This is a genomic window from Actinoplanes sp. NPDC049599 (genome assembly GCF_044465625.1).
GTDB lineage: Bacteria > Actinomycetota > Actinomycetes > Mycobacteriales > Micromonosporaceae > Actinoplanes.
This window is the reverse complement of sequence record NZ_JBITLX010000001.1, coordinates 251,477-267,126: the sequence shown is the minus strand read 5'-3', so window position 1 is coordinate 267,126 and position 15,650 is coordinate 251,477. Positions and strand designations below refer to the sequence as shown.

Below are 15,650 nucleotides of genomic sequence, written 5' to 3'. Positions count from 1 at the left end.
CTGCGCACCGTAAGGCTGAGGCGGCTGCGCACCGTAAGGCTGAGGCGGCTGCGCACCGTAAGGCTGAGGCGGCTGCGCACCGTAAGGCTGAGGCGGCTGCGCACCGTAAGGCTGAGGCGGTTGGGCGCCGTGGGGATCGCCCGGCTGGGCGCCGTAAGGCGAAGGCGGCGGTGCGCCGAAGGCCGACGCCTGCTGGGCGTCGTAAGGCTGAGTCGGCGGGACGCCGTGGGAATCACCCAGCTGCGCGCCGTAAGGCGACGCCTGCTGGGCGTCGTAAGACTGAGTCGGCGGGACGCCGTGGGAATCACCCAGCTGCGCGCCGAAGGGCGACGCCTGCTCAGCGTCATAAGACTGAGTCGGCGGGACACCGTAGGAATCACCCAGCTGCGCGCCGGAAGGCGAAGGAGGCTGCGCGTCGTAAGGCTGGGTTGGCTGGGCGTCGTAAGGCGTGCTGGGTGCCGCGCCGTAAGGCGACGTCGGCTCGGTGCCATCCGTCGGAGCCCCCGGGCCGCCGTGAGGCGGGCTTGCCTGCGGTGCAGCGAACTCGGCCGCACCCCAGCCCGCACCCGCCTCGGCCGGCCAATCCCCGACGCCAGCGTTGGCCACCGGAGGCTGCACCGCGGTCGGCTCAGCGGTCGCGGGCGGCCCGGTGGGCGGCACCGACATCGGTCCGGGCGCCAGAGCGTCCCGGGCCGGGGGCTGGAACACCGTGGGGTCCTCAGCGGTGGGGTCCGGCGGGGTGGGGTTCGAGGGCTGGTCGTTCACGGATCGGACGCTAACAACATCCAAGATCGCTTGTTGTCCCATTACGGCTTCAACTCCGCATCGCTCGACCCGCTCCGACACGGCACGCGACGTCAGCGAGGACCGCGCCCGGCGTCACCACCGACCCTCCCGAAGCCGCCGACACTCAACCAGGAAACGCCCAAACCCACCAATCAGGAGGAGACCGCCCGCCAATCAGGAAGAGACCACCCAGCAATCACAAAGAGATCACCCAGCGATCAGGATGAAACCACCCAGCAATCTGGAAGACCCCCAGCAATCAGGAGACCCCCAGCAATCAGGAGACCCCCAGCAATCAGGAGACCCCCAGCAATCAGGAGACCTCCAGCAATCAGGAGACCTCCAGCAATCCGGAAGACCTCCAGTAATCAGGAAGAGACCGCCCGGCGATCAAGACGAGACACCCGGCGATCAGGAAGGTCGACCTTCGCCACTCAGTGCCCTCGCAGCCGCAGCGGCAGCCCTTCCCGCAGATCTTGATGAGCTAAACCGTTCCAGCCACACCCCATCGCAACAAGGTCCACCACTCCCACCCCTTTCCTCCTGAGATGTACCCCCCAACCTCCAAGGGCAAATCCCGAATACCGGACAAACCCGGCAACGGACCGGATCACAGGGGACCGTGATCCAGAAATGGTGAAAGTCGGGAGGCAGAGACCACCTGCCGATCAAGACGAGACCGCCCGGCGATCAGGAGGAGACCACTCGGGCCCCGCCACTCAGGCGAGCCGAAGCCCAGCCACCGGGATGCCCGCCCCAAACCCACGTTCCGCGGTCAGCTCGCTGCCTGTGCCAGCAGCAGCCCGACATAGGCGGCTCCAACCCCCGCCAGCACGCTGCCGATCGCATACGCCACCGCCAGCACCCGCTCTCCCCCGCGCACCGCCTCGAAGCCGAACGTCGAGTACGTAGTCAGCGCCCCGCCGAACCCCATCCCCGACAACGCCGACAGCCAAGGCGCCACCGGCAGCCCGATCAGGTACCCCAGCAGCAGAGACCCCGCCACGTTCACCGTGAACGTGCCCCATGGAAACGTTGAGCGATGCCGGGCCTGGATCCCTCGCAGTGGTGCGCCGATCGCCGCGGCCAGTGCCACCAGCAGCACGGTCATCGGTGGAGCGCCGCTTCCGTCGCCGCCGTGCCGGACCGCACCGTCAGCAGGGCCGGGGCCGACAACCGGGCCTTTGGATCTTCGGCCAAGCAGGTCACGCTCGCTCAGACTCCCGGGAGGCCGAGGGTGGACGTGGCGGCGTCCTCCCCCGGCCTCGTTCCGGGGGCGCTGCGCGACCACGCGGAGCGGCAGCGCCTCGGTGAGCCGATGATGATCCACTGTAGGGGACGATCTTGGGAACCGCCGCGCGAGGCGGCGGTCAGGCGCGGATGCAGCAGGCTCCGGCGGCTTCGGTGCCGATCCGATTGTCCCGCAGCTCGACGCCGTCGGCGCGTTCGATCACGATCGGTGACCAGGCGTCGCCGGTGCCGGTGCCGCGCAGCACGCAGTCGCGGATCACGCAGTCCCGGTAGCGCAGCACGCTGACCACCCCGTCGATCTCGCTGCGTCCCCAGCCCGCCACCCGCACGGCGTACCGGGGGCCGCGCCAGCGCACGCACACGTCGCTGATCTCGATCGCCGTGCCCACCACCGGCGCGCCGACGAACCGGTCCGTGTTGTCGCCGGGCAGCAGCCGGAAGCCCATCTCCACGTCCCGCAGGCAGGCGCCGTCGACCCGTACGTCGTGCACCGAGCTCAGGTAGAAGCCTTCGATCGCGTCGCGGACCCGCAGGTCGGTGATGGTGAGCCGGTGCGGGTGCCAGGTCGGGCCCGCGATGGTCGCCACGTCCGCGCCGACCGCGCCCCAGTGCACCGCCACGCCGGTGTAGCCGCCGCGGATCGTCAGGTCGTGCAGGGTGACGTCGCGGACCGCGCCCATCACCGCGACACAGTTGGCGTGCTTCTCCCCCGGCCGCTCGACGTGCACCCGGCGCACGTCGACCCGCTCGATCCACTCGGGAGTCCGGGCGTACAGGTAGTCACCGATCGTGATGGCCGTGCCGCGGTCGCCGCCGTGCTCGCCCGGGTCGGCCGGCGGCGGCCGCAGGCCGAGGTCGCTGACCGCGACGTCCGAGCCGGTGATGTGCAGGACCGGGTGGCCGGTGCCGCCGGCCGAGGTGAGCCAGGTGCCGGGCCGGCCGCCGTTCGCGCCGGCCACCTCGGAGCCGCGGATCGTCCAGCCGGCGGGCACCCGCAGGCCGTCGTTGATCACGTGCTGCCCGGGCGGCAGCTCCAGTTTGCCGGCCGGAACCGTGTCCAGCGCGTCCTGCAGCAGGCGCCGGTTGGCCACCGGGTCGGCGGTCAGCGCCGGGCGGTGGATCACGGCACGATCCGGCAGGACAGCCCGCGGTCGCCCGGGTCCAGGCCGAGCAGCACCGGCCCGCCCGCCGGGCCGGCCAACTTCAGCTCGAACACGCCGGGCCGTGGTTGCCCGACCTCCAGAGCCACCGGTACGCCGGCAGCAAGGTCAAACCCGTGCACCCCCCGCACGGAGGCCGGCCGGGACTGCACCACGCCGGCAAGAACCCGGGTGCCTGCGCGGCGCGCCGCCCGGAGCACCTTGAACCCGGCGCGGGCCGGGCGGCGGCGGGTCAGCTTGTGCGCGGGCGAGAGCGGCACCGGAGGCGCCGGCGGCACAGCCGACACCTCAAGCCGGAACATCCCGGACGCGCCGGCGGGAAGAAGAGCCATGTCGCAGCCGGTCGGCCCGGACCCTAGCACCGCGAAGCCCGGCGCAGCCGGGCCGGCGGAAGCCGCAGCCGGGCCGGCGGAAGCCGCAGCCGGGCCGGCGGAAGCCGCAGCCGGGCCGGCGGAAGCCGCAGCCGGGCCGGCGGAAGGCGCAGCCGGGCCGGCGGAAGGCGCAGCCGGGCCGGCGGAAGGCGCAGCCGGGTTGTTGCCCCCGGACTCCGGTCGGTTCCGAGCGGAGGCGGTTGCGGCCGGGACCCCGGCCGGAGCGTCCACATCCGCCGGCCCCGGAGCTGCGGTTGGGGAAGGGTGTGCGCGTACCGAAATCTTGTCGATCCGGACGCCCAGGGCCGGGCGCGCCGCGATGCGGCCCGTCGCCCACTCCGGTCGCGGGGGTTCCGCCAGCTCGATCATCAGCAGGCCGTCGCCGTCCAGCTCGGCCGCCGTCAGGTCGAAGGTGACCACCGCCTTCGCGCTGCCTGCGCGGCGCAGGCCCTGGCGGCGGGCCAGCAGGGCCGCGCCGCGGAGTTCGCCCTGTGCGCGGATCAGCACCAGGCGGGGCAGTTCCGGGGCGGTGCGCGGCGGGCGGACCCGGTCGGACCACCAGCGGGTGGACGTCTCGTCGAGCTGGATCTCGACCGTGACCCGGGTGGCGACGCCGGGGCTGCGCACCTTGAGGCCCACCGCGCCGTGGTCGGCGGTGACCCGGCCGACGATGCCGGTGCCGCGGACCACCTGGTCGACGATGCAGATGCCGGGGTCGCGACCGCTGGTGACGTCGACCGGCAGCTCGATCACGGCCGGCGCCACGTCGTGGTCGGTGCCGAACCAGGCGCCGATCATGCGCGGAAGTCCGTCCGGGTGAGCATCGGCTCCTGCCGGGTCCACATCCGCTCGACCGCGCTGAACAGCGGGTCGGCGTCGGCCTCGATGTGCCGGAAGGTGGCCCGCATGGTCTTGAGCAGCACGTCCGCCGGCCAGACCTCCCACTGCGGCACCAGCGGGGTCACCACGTCGGAGCCGCTGCGGTAGAGCCAGAGCCAGAGCCGGGCGCGCCGGACCTGTTCCTCGGTGACCAGGTCGGCGCCGTCGCGGATGGCGGTGATGCTCTGGTCCAGGGTCTTGAAGTACGTCTCCCGGTCGTCGACGACCGTGGACAGCCCGCACGCGCTCCACTCGGACCAGCCGGCCTGGATCACCGGGATGCCGTACGCGGGCAGCTCGTTGCTCACGCTGCCGCGCACGGTCACGCCCAGGTCGGTCAGGCTCCACAGGGCGTTCTTGCTGAGCGTGGCGCTGGGCCGGAACGCCAGGTGCCGGGCCTTGCGGTGGGTCGCGGCGACCGAGTCGAAGAAGCCGGTGGAGTCGTAGAGGGCCTGGCTCGGGTGGTCCAGGAACAGCCACTGCGCCTCGGGGTGCTCGGCCGCGTACGCCGCGGTGTCGGCGAACCAGTCGGCCAGGCTGGGGAACAACTCACGATTCGTGCCGAGCGCGTCGGAGACCGCGTGGTTGAAGACCGTCACGATCGGGCGCTCGGTGTCGAAGCCGAGCCGGCCCACCACGTGGCTGCGCAGCCGGGCCCGTTCCGCCGGGTTGTTCAGGTCCACCGAGGCGGTCACGCCGCCGCGCCACCAGCTGGGCCGGCCCAGGTTGACCTTGGCGCGCCAGGCCACCAGTTCGGCGCTCGCGCGCAGCTCGGCGCGCCGGGGCCAGACCTGGGTCTCGAAGACCTCGCCGATCTGCCGGGTCAGCTCCTCGCGGAACGTGCCGGTGCCGGTGTCGGCCGCCGGGAACAGCCCGTACGCCTTCAGGCAGCCGGTCTGCTGGGTGTGGATGATCGGCACCCCGGCCCGGCGGGCGGCCTCGACGGCCAGGCCCCACTGGTCGTAGTCGACGTGGCTGGTGACCAGCGCCTCGACGGTCCCCGGGGCGACCATCTGCTGGTAGATGTCGAAGAGCCGGGTCGCATAGGCGTGCCGGAGGCGGTAGTCGGGACGGTCGCGGTAGCCCTCGGGCAGCCGCGGCACCTTCGCGAGCCGGCAGTATGTCGCGTCCGTGTTCGCGACCAGGAAGTCGTCATCGCGCGCGGGCGTCTCGGACCCGCGGACCCGGTCCCAGACGTCGATCACCTCGTCGGCGCCGAACGCCGTCGCCACCTTGCGCACCACCTCGACGTCGAAGCCGCTCCACAGGGTGCGCTGCCACTGCTGCTCGACGCCGGTCAGCACGACCAGCCGGGCCGGCCGCAGCCGCCGGATCGCGTTGGCGCAGGCCAGGTTTCGCAGGGTGACCCGGATGTCCTGGTGGAAGGCCTCGACCAGGACGACGGCGTCGCCCGCCGGCCGCGGCAGGTTCTTCTCCCAGTAGACCGCCGCCGAGTCCAGGAAGACCTGCAGTTCCTTGTCGTTCGCGTTGAGCCACACCGTTTTGTCTCCGTGCCTTTCAGATCAGGTCCCAGGTCAGCGGCGTGCCCTTGGCCGCGTCCCGGGTGAAGGTGCGGCCGAGCACCAGGCCGATGGTGTCCGGGGCCAGGCCGCCGGTGGGCCGGATGGAACGCACGTTGCGCTCGGTGACCGGTTCGCCGGCCCGCACGTCGGTGACCACGTAGAGCGAGCGCCGGAAGCGCAGCCCCTCGCGTTCCGCCTCGGTCGGCCCGATCGCCGTGCTGCCCAGCGCCTGCCAGGCCCGTTCCGACTCCACCACCAGCGCCGCGAGCTCGGCCGGTTCCAGCGAGAACGCCGAGTCCACGCCGCCGTCGCCGCGGTCGAGGGTGATGTGCTTCTCGATCAGGCAGGCGCCGAAGCCCACCGCGGCGATCGGGACGCCGATGCCCAGCGTGTGGTCGCTCAGGCCGATCGGCACCCGGAACGCCTCGGCCAGCACCGGGATGCGGCGCAGGTTGGTGTGCTCGGGCGGCGCCGGGTAGGACGCGGTGCAGGAGAGCACCACCAGCTCCCGGCAGCCGGCCCCGCGGGCGGCGTCCACCGCGGCGGCGATCTCCTGGACGTTCGCCATGCCGGTCGAGATGATCAGCGGCTTGCCGGTGCTCGCGCAGAGCCGGATCAGCGGCAGGTCGGTGATCTCCGACGAGGCGATCTTGTACATCGGCGCGTCCAGCTTCTCCAGCAGCTCGACCGCGGTCCGGTCGAACGGGCTGGAGAACGGGGTCAGCCCGTGGGCCCGGGCGCGGGAGAAGATCGGCTCGTGCCACTCCCATGGCGTGTGCGCACGCTCGTAGAGCTGGTAGAGGTACTCGTCGCCCCAGAGCTCGTGGCCGGCGGAGATCCGGAAGCGCGGGTCCTTGACGTCCACCGTCATGGTGTCGGCCGTGTAGGTCTGGATCTTGATGGCGTGCGCGCCGGCGGCGGCGGCCGCGTCCACCAGGGCCAGCGCCCGGTCCAGCGAGCCGTTGTGGTTGCCGGACATCTCGGCCACGATGTACGGCCGGTGTTCCGCACCGATCTCCATCAGTTTGTCCTCTCGGTCCAGACGACCGTCGTCGGCGTTCCGTCGACGAGCCGCTCGTAGCGCCGGGTCTCGGTGAAGCCGAAACGCCGGTGCAGGGCCAGCACCTGCTTGTTGTCCGCCAGCGTCTCGCCACCGAGCCGGGTCAGCCCCAGCGGCCCGAAGGCGTGCTCGACCGCGGCCTGCTCCAGCCGCATCCAGGTCGGCAGCAGCTGGGCGCCGAGCCCGGCCACGTCGAGGTAGAAACTCCAGCTCGCCGGGTCTTCCCGCAGGTCGAAGAGCACCACGCCGCGGTCGTCGTAGATCAGGATGTGCCGGTCCGGGTCGGCCATCGCGGCGTCCCACCAGGCGGCGTGCTCGGCCGCGCCGATGACGTGTGTGGTCAGGCTGACCGCACGGACCTCCGGATGGTTGCGCCAGGCGAGCACGGTGTCGCGGTCGGCATCGACGGCAGGGCGCAGCACAGGGGCACACCTCTCACGTTCACGGGCGGAGGCGTCACCGTACGGGCGCTGCCTGAGCCTGCCGTGGCGGTGAGACGATGCCGGGGCGAACCACAGGTGACGGCTGGGGGTCGGTGCGGACCATCCGGTACGCCTGCCGCAGCGCGGCGTAGAGCGGGTAGGCCCCGATCCGGACCAGCCGGTGCTTGATGCCCGGGTCCGCCGGGTAGCCCGCGGGCCGGTAGCGGCGGTAGTGCACGGCCAGCCGCCGGAAGAACGCCCGCCGCCGGCGGCTGGGCACCCGGCTGTCGTTGCCCGCCACCACCAGCAGGTGGTCGATCATCAAGGTGAACAGCCGGTGCCGCAGCCACGGCTCGGGGTCACGGGCGGCCACCCAGTCGAGCATCCGTTCGTATTGGTCGAAGGCCTCGAAGTGGCGCTCACTGCGGGTCGCGGTGATCGCGCCGAGCCGGCCGATCCGGTAGTGGTAGCAGACCCGGTCGAGCACGCTGATCCGCTCGGCCCCGATCAGCACCGGGTTGCTGAACGGCACGTCCTCGTACCAGCCGGGGAGGAAGCGCAGGCCCAGCTCGGCCAGCAGGCCGCGGCGGACGATCCGGTTCCAGGCGGTGTGCTGGAGCCCGATCAGGCTGGGCAGCGTCGGGTCGCGCAGCACCTGGCTGCTGGCGTCGGCCTCGAGCCGGCCGTTCTCGTGCACCCGCAGGTGATCGACCAGCAGCACGTCCGGCCGGTCGCGGTCCAGGGCCGCCAGCACCGCGCGGACCGAGCCCGGCGGCAGCCAGTCGTCGCTGTCGACGAACCAGACGTACTCGCCGCGGGCGTGCTCCAGCCCGGCGTTGCGGGCCGCGCCCAGCCCGCTGTTGCGGCTCAGGTGCACCACGCGCAGGTCGCCGTGCCGGGCCGCGTACCCGTCCAGCATGTCGCCGCAGCTGTCCGGCGACGCGTCGTCCACCGCGATCACCTCGACCGCCGCCGACTCCGCCGCGCTCAGCCCGGCCCGGATCGATTCGAGGCACTGGTACAGGTAGCCCTCGACGGCGTACACCGGGACGACCACCGACAGCAGCACGGAGTTCATACGGTCACGCTCGACGCCGCAGATGACGAAAGTTCAAACCCCGGTTGGCCGGCACCCGTCGGGGGCGCGGCGGGGCGTTATCGCTCACGATTCCGGCCGTCCGACCGATCAGACGAGTGAAGGTTGAACGAGGGGGCTGATGGATGGGCACTTCCACGGTGCCGGCCGGGTACCGGGACCGGCTCCTGCCGGCCTCGGGCGTCATCGCCGCCCTGGCCGTGCTCGGAGTGCTCGCCGACTACGTGCACCCGTTCGAGCCCAAGCTGCTGCTCTGGCTGCCGTCCATGATCGGGCCGATCGTCCCTTTTCTGGCCTTCCTGCGCACCGCCGGCACCCCGACGCTGCCGGACGCGACCCGGCGGTTCTGGCGGCATCTGACCATCGCGCTCGGCTTCGTCGGCATCGGCGTCGTCGCCCAGGCCTTCGAGGTGCTGTCCGCGGTCGACCCGGCCGGTGGCTCGACCGGGCCGGTCATGCTGGCCTTCTGCACCGCCGGTGTCGCCACCATCATGTACGCGCTGTTCCGCCTCCCGCTGGGCGACCAGACGCCCGGTGAGCTGCTGCGGGTGTTCCTGGACGCGGGCACGGTCATGATCGCGGCGGCCGTCTTCGTCTGGCACTACGCCACCCGCGACGCGCTGAACAACGCCGACCACACCGCCGTCTACACCTCGCTCTTCGTCACCGTGATCGCCCTGCTGGCGGTCTTCGCGGTGACCAAGTTCGTGCTCTCCAGCCACCTCTACGTGCACAACGGCGCGCTCCAGGCCATCGCCGTCGCGATGCTCCTCGGCGCCCTGGGCCCGATGTTCCGGCAGCCGTTCCAGGCGGTCGACCCGCAGCTGATGCCGGACATGGCCAGCACGCCGATCGTCTTCTTCCTGGCCACCCTCGCCGCCGGCCGCCAGCGGCAGGCCGGGCTCGGCTCCCGTCGCGGGCTGGTCGCCCGGCCGCGGCGCTCCTTCAGCGTGGTGCCGTACGTGGCCGTCGCGGCGGTTGACGGCCTGCTCATCGCCGTCACCATGAGCGACGACGTGGACCAGCCGGCGGTGGTGGCCGCGGCGGTGCTGACCACGGCGCTGGTCGTGCTGCGCCAGCTGAACGCGTTCCGCGACAACAACCGGCTGCTGCGCCGGCTGGACCACGGCGCCACCCACGACGCGCTCACCCAGCTGCCGAACCGGGTGCTGTTCCACACCCGGTTGCAGGCGGCCCTGGGCTGCGTCACCGACCGCCCGGTCGCGGTGGCGCTGATCGACCTGGACGACTTCAAGGAGGTCAACGACACCCTCGGCCACGAGGTGGGCGACCTGCTGCTGGTCGGGGTGGCGAGGCGGCTGGCCGGCTGCGTCCGGGCCGGCGACACGGTGGCCCGGCTCGGCGGCGACGAGTTCGTGGTGGTGCTGGACGACGCCGACCCGGCCGCCGCCGACCTGGCCGCCGAACGGATGATGAACGCGCTGAGCCAGCCGGTCTACGCCGACGGCCACGAACTGCCGATCCGGGCCAGCATCGGGATCGCCGACGGCCGGACCGGCGACGAGCCCTCGGTGCTGCTGCGGCACGCGGACATCGCGATGTACGCGGCGAAGAAACTGGCCGGCACGGCATACCTGCACTACGAGCCGAGCATGGCCGCGCACGGCTCCGAGCACGCCCACCTCGGCGCCGACCTGCGCGAGGCCATCGCCGGCGACCAGCTGTTCCTGCTCTACCAGCCGATCGTCTCGCTCGACGACGGCCGGATCCTGGGCTCCGAGGCGCTGGTCCGCTGGGCCCACCCGACCCGCGGCACGCTGGCCCCGGACACCTTCATCCCGCTCGCCGAACGCACCGGCCTGATCGTGCCGCTCGGCCGGTGGGTGATGCGCACGGCGTTCGCCCAGCTCGCGGAGTGGATCGCGGAGCACGGCGAGGACACGCCGGGGGTGCTGAACGTCAACGTGTCGGCCCGCGACCTGCGCGAGCCCGGCTTCGCCGACGGGGTGGCGGCGCTGCTGGCCCAGCACCGGCTGGCCGCCGACCGGATCGTCCTGGAGATCACCGAGACCATGGCCCTGGAACCGGGCCAGTCGATCACCAACCTGCACCGGCTGCGCTCGCTCGGCGTCCGGGTGTCGCTGGACGACTTCGGCACCGGCCACTCGACCCTGACGCTGCTGCACGACTGCCCGATCGACGAGATCAAGCTGGACCGGTCCTTCACCCAGGCACGGATCGACGGCCGCCCGCCGGTGGCGGCCGCGGTGATCCACCTGGCCCAGGCGCTCGGGCTGCACGCGGTCGCCGAGGGCGTCGAGACGGCCGAGCAGGCGGAACAACTGCTGGCGCTGGGCTACACCGCGGCGCAGGGCTACCACTTCGCCCGGCCGATGCCGCCGGCCAAGTTCAGCGAGTTGCTGAGCGGCCCGACGTCACTGATGCCGGTCCCGGAATGGCAGATGACGGGCTGATCGAGGATTGCGGCCCCGGCGGCCGGGTAACCCCCTCTGCGTAGGCCACACACCTGGAGGTCACCATGGCTACCGACGACAAGATCGAAAACAAGTCCGAAGAGCTGACCGGCAAGGTCAAGGAGGGCGTCGGCAAGGCGACCGACAACGAGTCCCTCGAGGCCGAGGGCAAGGCCGACCAGTCCAGCTCCAAGCTCAAGCAGGCCGGCGAGAACATCAAGGACGCCTTCAAATCCTGAGGTACGCGTACCCCCAGGTCCCGTGACGCACCACCCGATCGGGGTGCCGGTCCGGGCCGTTGCGGGTGCGCCGGTCTGAAGAGATCGCACAAACAGGGAATGGCCGCCGTTACCGGCGGCCATTCCTGTCTGTCCGCGGGTCAGATCGCCGGGGTCAGTTCGCGGTCCTCCCGCGGTTGCGGGGTGGCGGCCGGGGGCAGGTCGTGGGCCACCTCGGGGAGCCAGTTCAGCCAGCGGGGCAGCCACCAGTTCTTCTCGCCCAGCAGCGCCATCACGGCCGGCAGCAGGACTGCGCGGATGATGGTCGCGTCCAGCAGGACCGCCGCCGCCAGGCCGATACCCAGTTCCTTGGTGGAGATCAGCGGCAGGGTGGCGAACAGGGCGAAGACCGCCACCATCACCAGCGCCGCGCTCGTGATCACACCCGCCGTCCGGCCGATGCCCTCGGCCACCGCCTGCTTGGTCGCCAGGCCACGGTCGTGGCCCTCGCGGATCCGGCTCAGTACGAACACGTGGTAGTCCATCGACAGGCCGAACAGGATGATGAACAGGAACAGCGGCATCCAGTTGGTGATCCCGCCGCCGGACTTGAAGTCCAGCGCCGACTCGAAGTGCCCGTCCTGGAAGATGAACACCAGCATGCCGTAGGCGGCGGCCACCGACAGCAGGTTGAGCAGCACGCCGGTCACCGCGACGACCACGGACCGGAACGACACCAGCAACAGCACGAACGCCAGGCCGAGCACAAAACCGAACACCCACGGCACCGAGTCCGAGAGCCGCTGGGTGAAGTCCATGTTCTCCGCGGTGTCGCCACCGACGGCCACCGTGGAACCTGCGAGCCGGCCGAAGGTGTCCGGCGCCACGGTCGCCCGGAGGGTGTTGACGGCGCTCTCCGACGTACGGTCGCTGCCGTTGCCGGCCAGGCCGACCGAGACGACCGCGACCGTCCCGGCGGGATTGACCCGCACCTCGATCGGTTCCCGCAGCTGGCCGCCGGCCACCGCGGCCCGGCGGAAGTCGGCCAATGCGGCCTTGAACTCAGGCCCGCGCACCGTCGGCGCCTTGACGACCACCTCGGCCGGCACCACCTCGGTCGGGAACGCCTCGGCGATCGCCACGAACGTCTGCACGACGGGCTGCTTCGGCGACATGTCCTCGATGCTGCCGCCCTTGGTCCGCAGGTCCAGCGCCGGCGAGGCGATCGCAGCGAGCGCACCGACCGCGACGATCGCCGAGATCAGCGGCTTGGCCAACACCACCCGCAGCACCAGCCGCCAGACCCGGCCCTCGCTGGTACGCCGGTACAGGCCCGGGATCTTGATCGCGTCGACCCGGTCGCCCAGCGCCGAGAGCAGCGCGGGGAGCACGGTCAGCGACCCCAGCACCGCCGTGGCGACGACCAGGATGGTGGCCATCCCGAAGCTGACGAACGTGGCGTCCTGGGTGAAGAACATGCCGCCCATGGCGACGATGACGGTGAGACCGGAGATCCAGACCGACCGCCCGGAGGTCTGCGCCGCGATCACCAGGGCGCGGTGCGGGTCGGCGCCGTTGCGGCGCTCGTCGCGTTCCCGGCGGATGTAGAACAGGCAGTAGTCGACGCCGACGGCGAGCCCGACGAGCAGCAGCACGTGCTGGGTGGTGTCGACCGTCGGGGCGAGCCGGCTCGCCCCCGCGAGCAAGCCGATCGCGGCGACGATGGCGGTCAGGGCCAGGCCCACCGGGATCAGCGCGGCGACCACCGCGCCGAAGGCCACCAGCAGAATGCCCAAGGTGACCGGGATGGAGAGCATGGAGAGGCGGGACAGCCCCTCGTCGAGGGTGTCCGAGAACATCTTGTCCCCGCTGGCGTCGCCGGCCTCGGCGATGAAGAGATCAGGATGCCGCCCCTGCACCCCGGCAACGGCGTCCTGCAACGGCTGCACCCGGTCCTCGGCGGTCTCCGGGTCACCCGTCATGGTGAAGCTGATCAGCGTGGCCTGCTTGTCCGGCGAGGTGATCGGCTCGGCGACGGTGTCGACCTCGGCCCGGCCGCCGAGCGACCGGACGACATCAGCGACCGCGGCGTCCCGGCCGGCGCCCTTGACGATGACCATCTCCCCGGCCGGCCGAACCGGGAACCCGGCCTGCTCGACGAGCACCTCGGCCCGCTTCGACTCGCCGTGCCCCTGATCGGACCCGCTGGCCTCGAGCGTCCCGATCTGCCCACTGAGGACGGTGACGCCGACGACAAAGACCAACCAGCCGACGATCGCGAGAGTGCGATGCCGGGCACTCCACAACGCGGCCCGAGCCGCGAATCCGGTGACATTCTCCCTGTGCTTCATGAGGATTGACGCTAGGCAGCCCGCTACCCCGAATCGATCCGGCGAGCAGGCCGGTCCGGGGTAGTGCTAGCCCTACGCCGGGGTCATGACTGGAGATAGGTCAGCACGGCCAGGACGCGGCGGTGTTGTTCCTCGTCCGGGGGCAGGTCCAGCTTCGTGAAGATGTTGCGGACGTGCTTCTCCACCGCGCCCTCGGTGACCACCATCTTGCGCGCGATCGCCGTGTTCGAACGGCCCTCCGCCATCAGCCCCAGCACCTCGCGTTCGCGCGGGGTGAGGTTACGCAGCGGGTCGTCGCGGCGCCGGCGGACCAGCAGCTGGCCCACCACCTCCGGGTCCAGGACCGTGCCGCCGGCCGCCACCCGGGCCAGCGCGTCCAGGAACTCGGCGACCTCGGAGACCCGGTCCTTGAGCAGGTAGCCCATCGCGCCCACCCGGTCGGCCAGCAGGTCGTCGGCGTATTCGACCTCGACGTACTGGGAGAGCACCAGCACCGGGCTGCCCGGCACCTTCCGGCGGGCCTCGACCGCCGCGCGCAGGCCCTCGTCGGTGTGTGTCGGCGGCATCCGGACGTCCACGATGGACACGTCCGGGCGGTGCTCGACGATCGCCTCGACCAGCGACGGGCCGTCGCCGACGGCCGCGACGACGGCGTGTCCGTTCTCCTCGACCAGCCGGCGCAGACCCTCGCGCAACAGCACGGCGTCGTCGGCAATCACCACCCGCATGCCGACGAGCCTATGCGCTGCCCTCCTGTTACAGGGGGAGGGCCACGGTCAGGGTGGTGCCGCCGCCGGCCGGGCTGGTCAGGCTCATCACCCCGCCGGCCGCCTCGACCCGGTCCGACAGCCCGGCCAGGCCGTGGCCCTTGGCCAGGCTCGCGCCGCCCACCCCGTCGTCCGCGACGGTGATCAGCAGGCCGGTCGCCGCCCGCCGGACGCTGACCTGCACCTCACCGGCGTGGCTGTGCTTGGCGATGTTGGTGAGCGCCTCGGCCACCACGAAGTACGCGGTGGTCTCCACCGCCGGGTCCAGCCGGTCGATCGGCGGCGCGTCCAGGTCGACCGGGATGGTGCTGCGGCCGGCCAGCGCGGTCAGCGCCGCCTGCAGCCCGCGGTCGACCAGGATCGGCGGGGCGATGCCGCGGGACAGCGCACGCAGTTCGTCCAGGGTTTCCCGGGTCTGGGCCAGGGCCTCGTCGACCGTCGCCCGGGCCGCCTCCGGGTCGGTGCTGAACTGCTGCTGGGCCCGGCCCAGGTCCATCGCCAGCCGGACCAGCCGCTGCTGCGGGCCGTCGTGGATGTCGCGTTCGAGCCGGCGCAGCGCGGTCGCCTCGGCGGACACGGCCGCCGCCTTCTGCGCCTGCGCGGTGTCCCGGGCCGCCTCGGCCGAGGCCACCTGCTCGCGCAGCTCGTTCACCCCGCTGAGCAGCCCGCGGGCGAAACCCGCCTCCAGCAGAGCCACGCCGCGGATCACCGGGAGCAGAGTGCCGGCGAAGAAGAAGCCGATCGCCATGTGGAAGACGATCCGGGTGGAGTAGTCACTGCCGAGGCCGAGCAGCTCCGGCAGGTCCTGGTTGTCCGGGCCGCGCGGGATGCTCCAGTCCCACAGCGGGAAGGTCAGCCCGCCGAGCGCACCCGCCCACCAGGTGACCGCGACGGCGAAGGCGATCGTGCTGGGAATGAACCGGAACACCCCGTGCAGCAGATCAAGCCACGACTGCCCGTCGCTGAGCGGCTTCAGGGTGCGGCGGACCACACCGGCATCCGCCGCCACGCGCTTGTAGGCCGGGTGCGGCAGCCGGCGGCCGAGCACCGGCGCCAGGCGGGCCCGCTCCACGGTGGCGAAGCCGCGGGCCAGCATGATCGCGCCGGCCAGGATCGGCAGGCCGATCCAGATGACGCTGGTGCCCAGGCCGAGAAAGAAGCCGACCAGGCACAGGACCAACGTGATCAGGCCCAGCGGGAAGCCGACAAGGATGTAGAGGGTGTCCTGCCCCAGGCGGCGCAGCAGACGCTGCGCCAGACCGTGGTCGAACTCGGCGGTGGCGGGAGTGGTGGTCATGTCGTCCACGCTAGGCACCCGATGCCTCCCGACC

Annotated in this window: 12 protein-coding genes; 2 read left to right on the top strand and 10 right to left on the bottom strand. The window is 71.9% G+C overall.

Annotation, left to right across the window (positions count from 1 at the left end; all coding sequences use genetic code 11):
• Window positions 1–1,561 precede the first annotated feature (1,561 nt).
• From ACIBQZ_RS01230 to ACIBQZ_RS01200, 7 genes are all read right to left on the bottom strand, one after another.
• Window positions 1,562–1,897: a fluoride efflux transporter FluC gene (locus ACIBQZ_RS01230; protein ID WP_396086427.1), complete on the bottom strand. Its 336-nt coding sequence runs from the start codon at window positions 1,895–1,897 to the stop codon at window positions 1,562–1,564.
• 259 nt (window positions 1,898–2,156) lie between these two features.
• The gene (locus ACIBQZ_RS01225; RefSeq protein ID WP_396086426.1) at window positions 2,157–3,161 is read right to left on the bottom strand and encodes a hypothetical protein; all 1,005 of its coding nucleotides are present in this window, start codon (window positions 3,159–3,161) and stop codon (window positions 2,157–2,159) included.
• Window positions 3,158–4,366, bottom strand: a complete 1,209-nt coding sequence (locus ACIBQZ_RS01220) for a hypothetical protein (protein ID WP_396086425.1) — start codon at window positions 4,364–4,366, stop codon at window positions 3,158–3,160. The genes ACIBQZ_RS01225 and ACIBQZ_RS01220 overlap by 4 nt, the downstream gene beginning before the upstream one ends.
• Entirely contained in the window at window positions 4,363–5,946 is a 1,584-nt protein-coding gene (locus tag ACIBQZ_RS01215; RefSeq protein ID WP_396086424.1) for a hypothetical protein, read from the bottom strand. The genes ACIBQZ_RS01220 and ACIBQZ_RS01215 overlap by 4 nt, the downstream gene beginning before the upstream one ends.
• Window positions 5,947–5,965: 19 nt before the next feature.
• The gene (gene pseI / locus ACIBQZ_RS01210; RefSeq protein WP_396086423.1) at window positions 5,966–6,991 is read right to left on the bottom strand and encodes a pseudaminic acid synthase; all 1,026 of its coding nucleotides are present in this window, start codon (window positions 6,989–6,991) and stop codon (window positions 5,966–5,968) included.
• The gene (locus ACIBQZ_RS01205; protein WP_396086422.1) at window positions 6,991–7,452 is read right to left on the bottom strand and encodes a GNAT family N-acetyltransferase; all 462 of its coding nucleotides are present in this window, start codon (window positions 7,450–7,452) and stop codon (window positions 6,991–6,993) included. The genes pseI and ACIBQZ_RS01205 overlap by 1 nt, the downstream gene beginning before the upstream one ends.
• A 34-nt stretch (window positions 7,453–7,486) precedes the next feature.
• The gene (locus tag ACIBQZ_RS01200) at window positions 7,487–8,530 is read right to left on the bottom strand and encodes a glycosyltransferase family 2 protein (RefSeq protein ID WP_396086421.1); all 1,044 of its coding nucleotides are present in this window, start codon (window positions 8,528–8,530) and stop codon (window positions 7,487–7,489) included.
• Between the two features lie 143 nt (window positions 8,531–8,673).
• Between ACIBQZ_RS01200 and ACIBQZ_RS01195 the strand changes: the two genes are divergently transcribed.
• A complete protein-coding gene (locus ACIBQZ_RS01195; RefSeq protein ID WP_396086420.1) occupies window positions 8,674–10,983 on the top strand; it encodes a putative bifunctional diguanylate cyclase/phosphodiesterase in 2,310 nt (769 codons plus the stop codon).
• 65 nt (window positions 10,984–11,048) lie between these two features.
• Window positions 11,049–11,222, top strand: a complete 174-nt coding sequence (locus ACIBQZ_RS01190; RefSeq protein ID WP_396086419.1) for a CsbD family protein — start codon at window positions 11,049–11,051, stop codon at window positions 11,220–11,222.
• 140 nt (window positions 11,223–11,362) lie between these two features.
• Here ACIBQZ_RS01190 and ACIBQZ_RS01185 read toward each other — a convergent pair whose 3' ends face one another.
• From ACIBQZ_RS01185 to ACIBQZ_RS01175, 3 genes are all read right to left on the bottom strand, one after another.
• On the bottom strand, window positions 11,363–13,552 hold the full coding sequence (locus ACIBQZ_RS01185; RefSeq protein WP_396086418.1) for an MMPL family transporter: 2,190 nt from the start codon (window positions 13,550–13,552) through the stop codon (window positions 11,363–11,365).
• 83 nt (window positions 13,553–13,635) lie between these two features.
• Complete coding sequence (locus tag ACIBQZ_RS01180) at window positions 13,636–14,280, bottom strand: response regulator (protein ID WP_396086417.1); 645 nt, start codon at window positions 14,278–14,280, stop codon at window positions 13,636–13,638.
• Between the two features lie 28 nt (window positions 14,281–14,308).
• Window positions 14,309–15,616, bottom strand: coding sequence for a sensor histidine kinase (locus ACIBQZ_RS01175; RefSeq protein WP_396086416.1), 1,308 nt, complete (start codon window positions 15,614–15,616; stop codon window positions 14,309–14,311).
• Window positions 15,617–15,650: the final 34 nt, after the last annotated feature.

What these genes read in the sequence shown, in the direction of transcription:
- ACIBQZ_RS01185 (WP_396086418.1), bottom strand. Translation starts at nt 13,552, where the DNA reads ATGAAGCACAGGGAGAATGTCACCGGATTCGCGGCTCGGGCCGCGTTG.
- ACIBQZ_RS01230 (WP_396086427.1), bottom strand. Translation starts at nt 1,897, where the DNA reads ATGACCGTGCTGCTGGTGGCACTGGCCGCGGCGATCGGCGCACCACTG.
- pseI (WP_396086423.1), bottom strand. Translation starts at nt 6,991, where the DNA reads ATGGAGATCGGTGCGGAACACCGGCCGTACATCGTGGCCGAGATGTCC.
- ACIBQZ_RS01220 (WP_396086425.1), bottom strand. Translation starts at nt 4,366, where the DNA reads ATGATCGGCGCCTGGTTCGGCACCGACCACGACGTGGCGCCGGCCGTG.
- ACIBQZ_RS01180 (WP_396086417.1), bottom strand. Translation starts at nt 14,280, where the DNA reads ATGCGGGTGGTGATTGCCGACGACGCCGTGCTGTTGCGCGAGGGTCTG.
- ACIBQZ_RS01190 (WP_396086419.1), top strand. Translation starts at nt 11,049, where the DNA reads ATGGCTACCGACGACAAGATCGAAAACAAGTCCGAAGAGCTGACCGGC.
- ACIBQZ_RS01175 (WP_396086416.1), bottom strand. Translation starts at nt 15,616, where the DNA reads ATGACCACCACTCCCGCCACCGCCGAGTTCGACCACGGTCTGGCGCAG.
- ACIBQZ_RS01195 (WP_396086420.1), top strand. Translation starts at nt 8,674, where the DNA reads ATGGGCACTTCCACGGTGCCGGCCGGGTACCGGGACCGGCTCCTGCCG.
- ACIBQZ_RS01200 (WP_396086421.1), bottom strand. Translation starts at nt 8,530, where the DNA reads ATGAACTCCGTGCTGCTGTCGGTGGTCGTCCCGGTGTACGCCGTCGAG.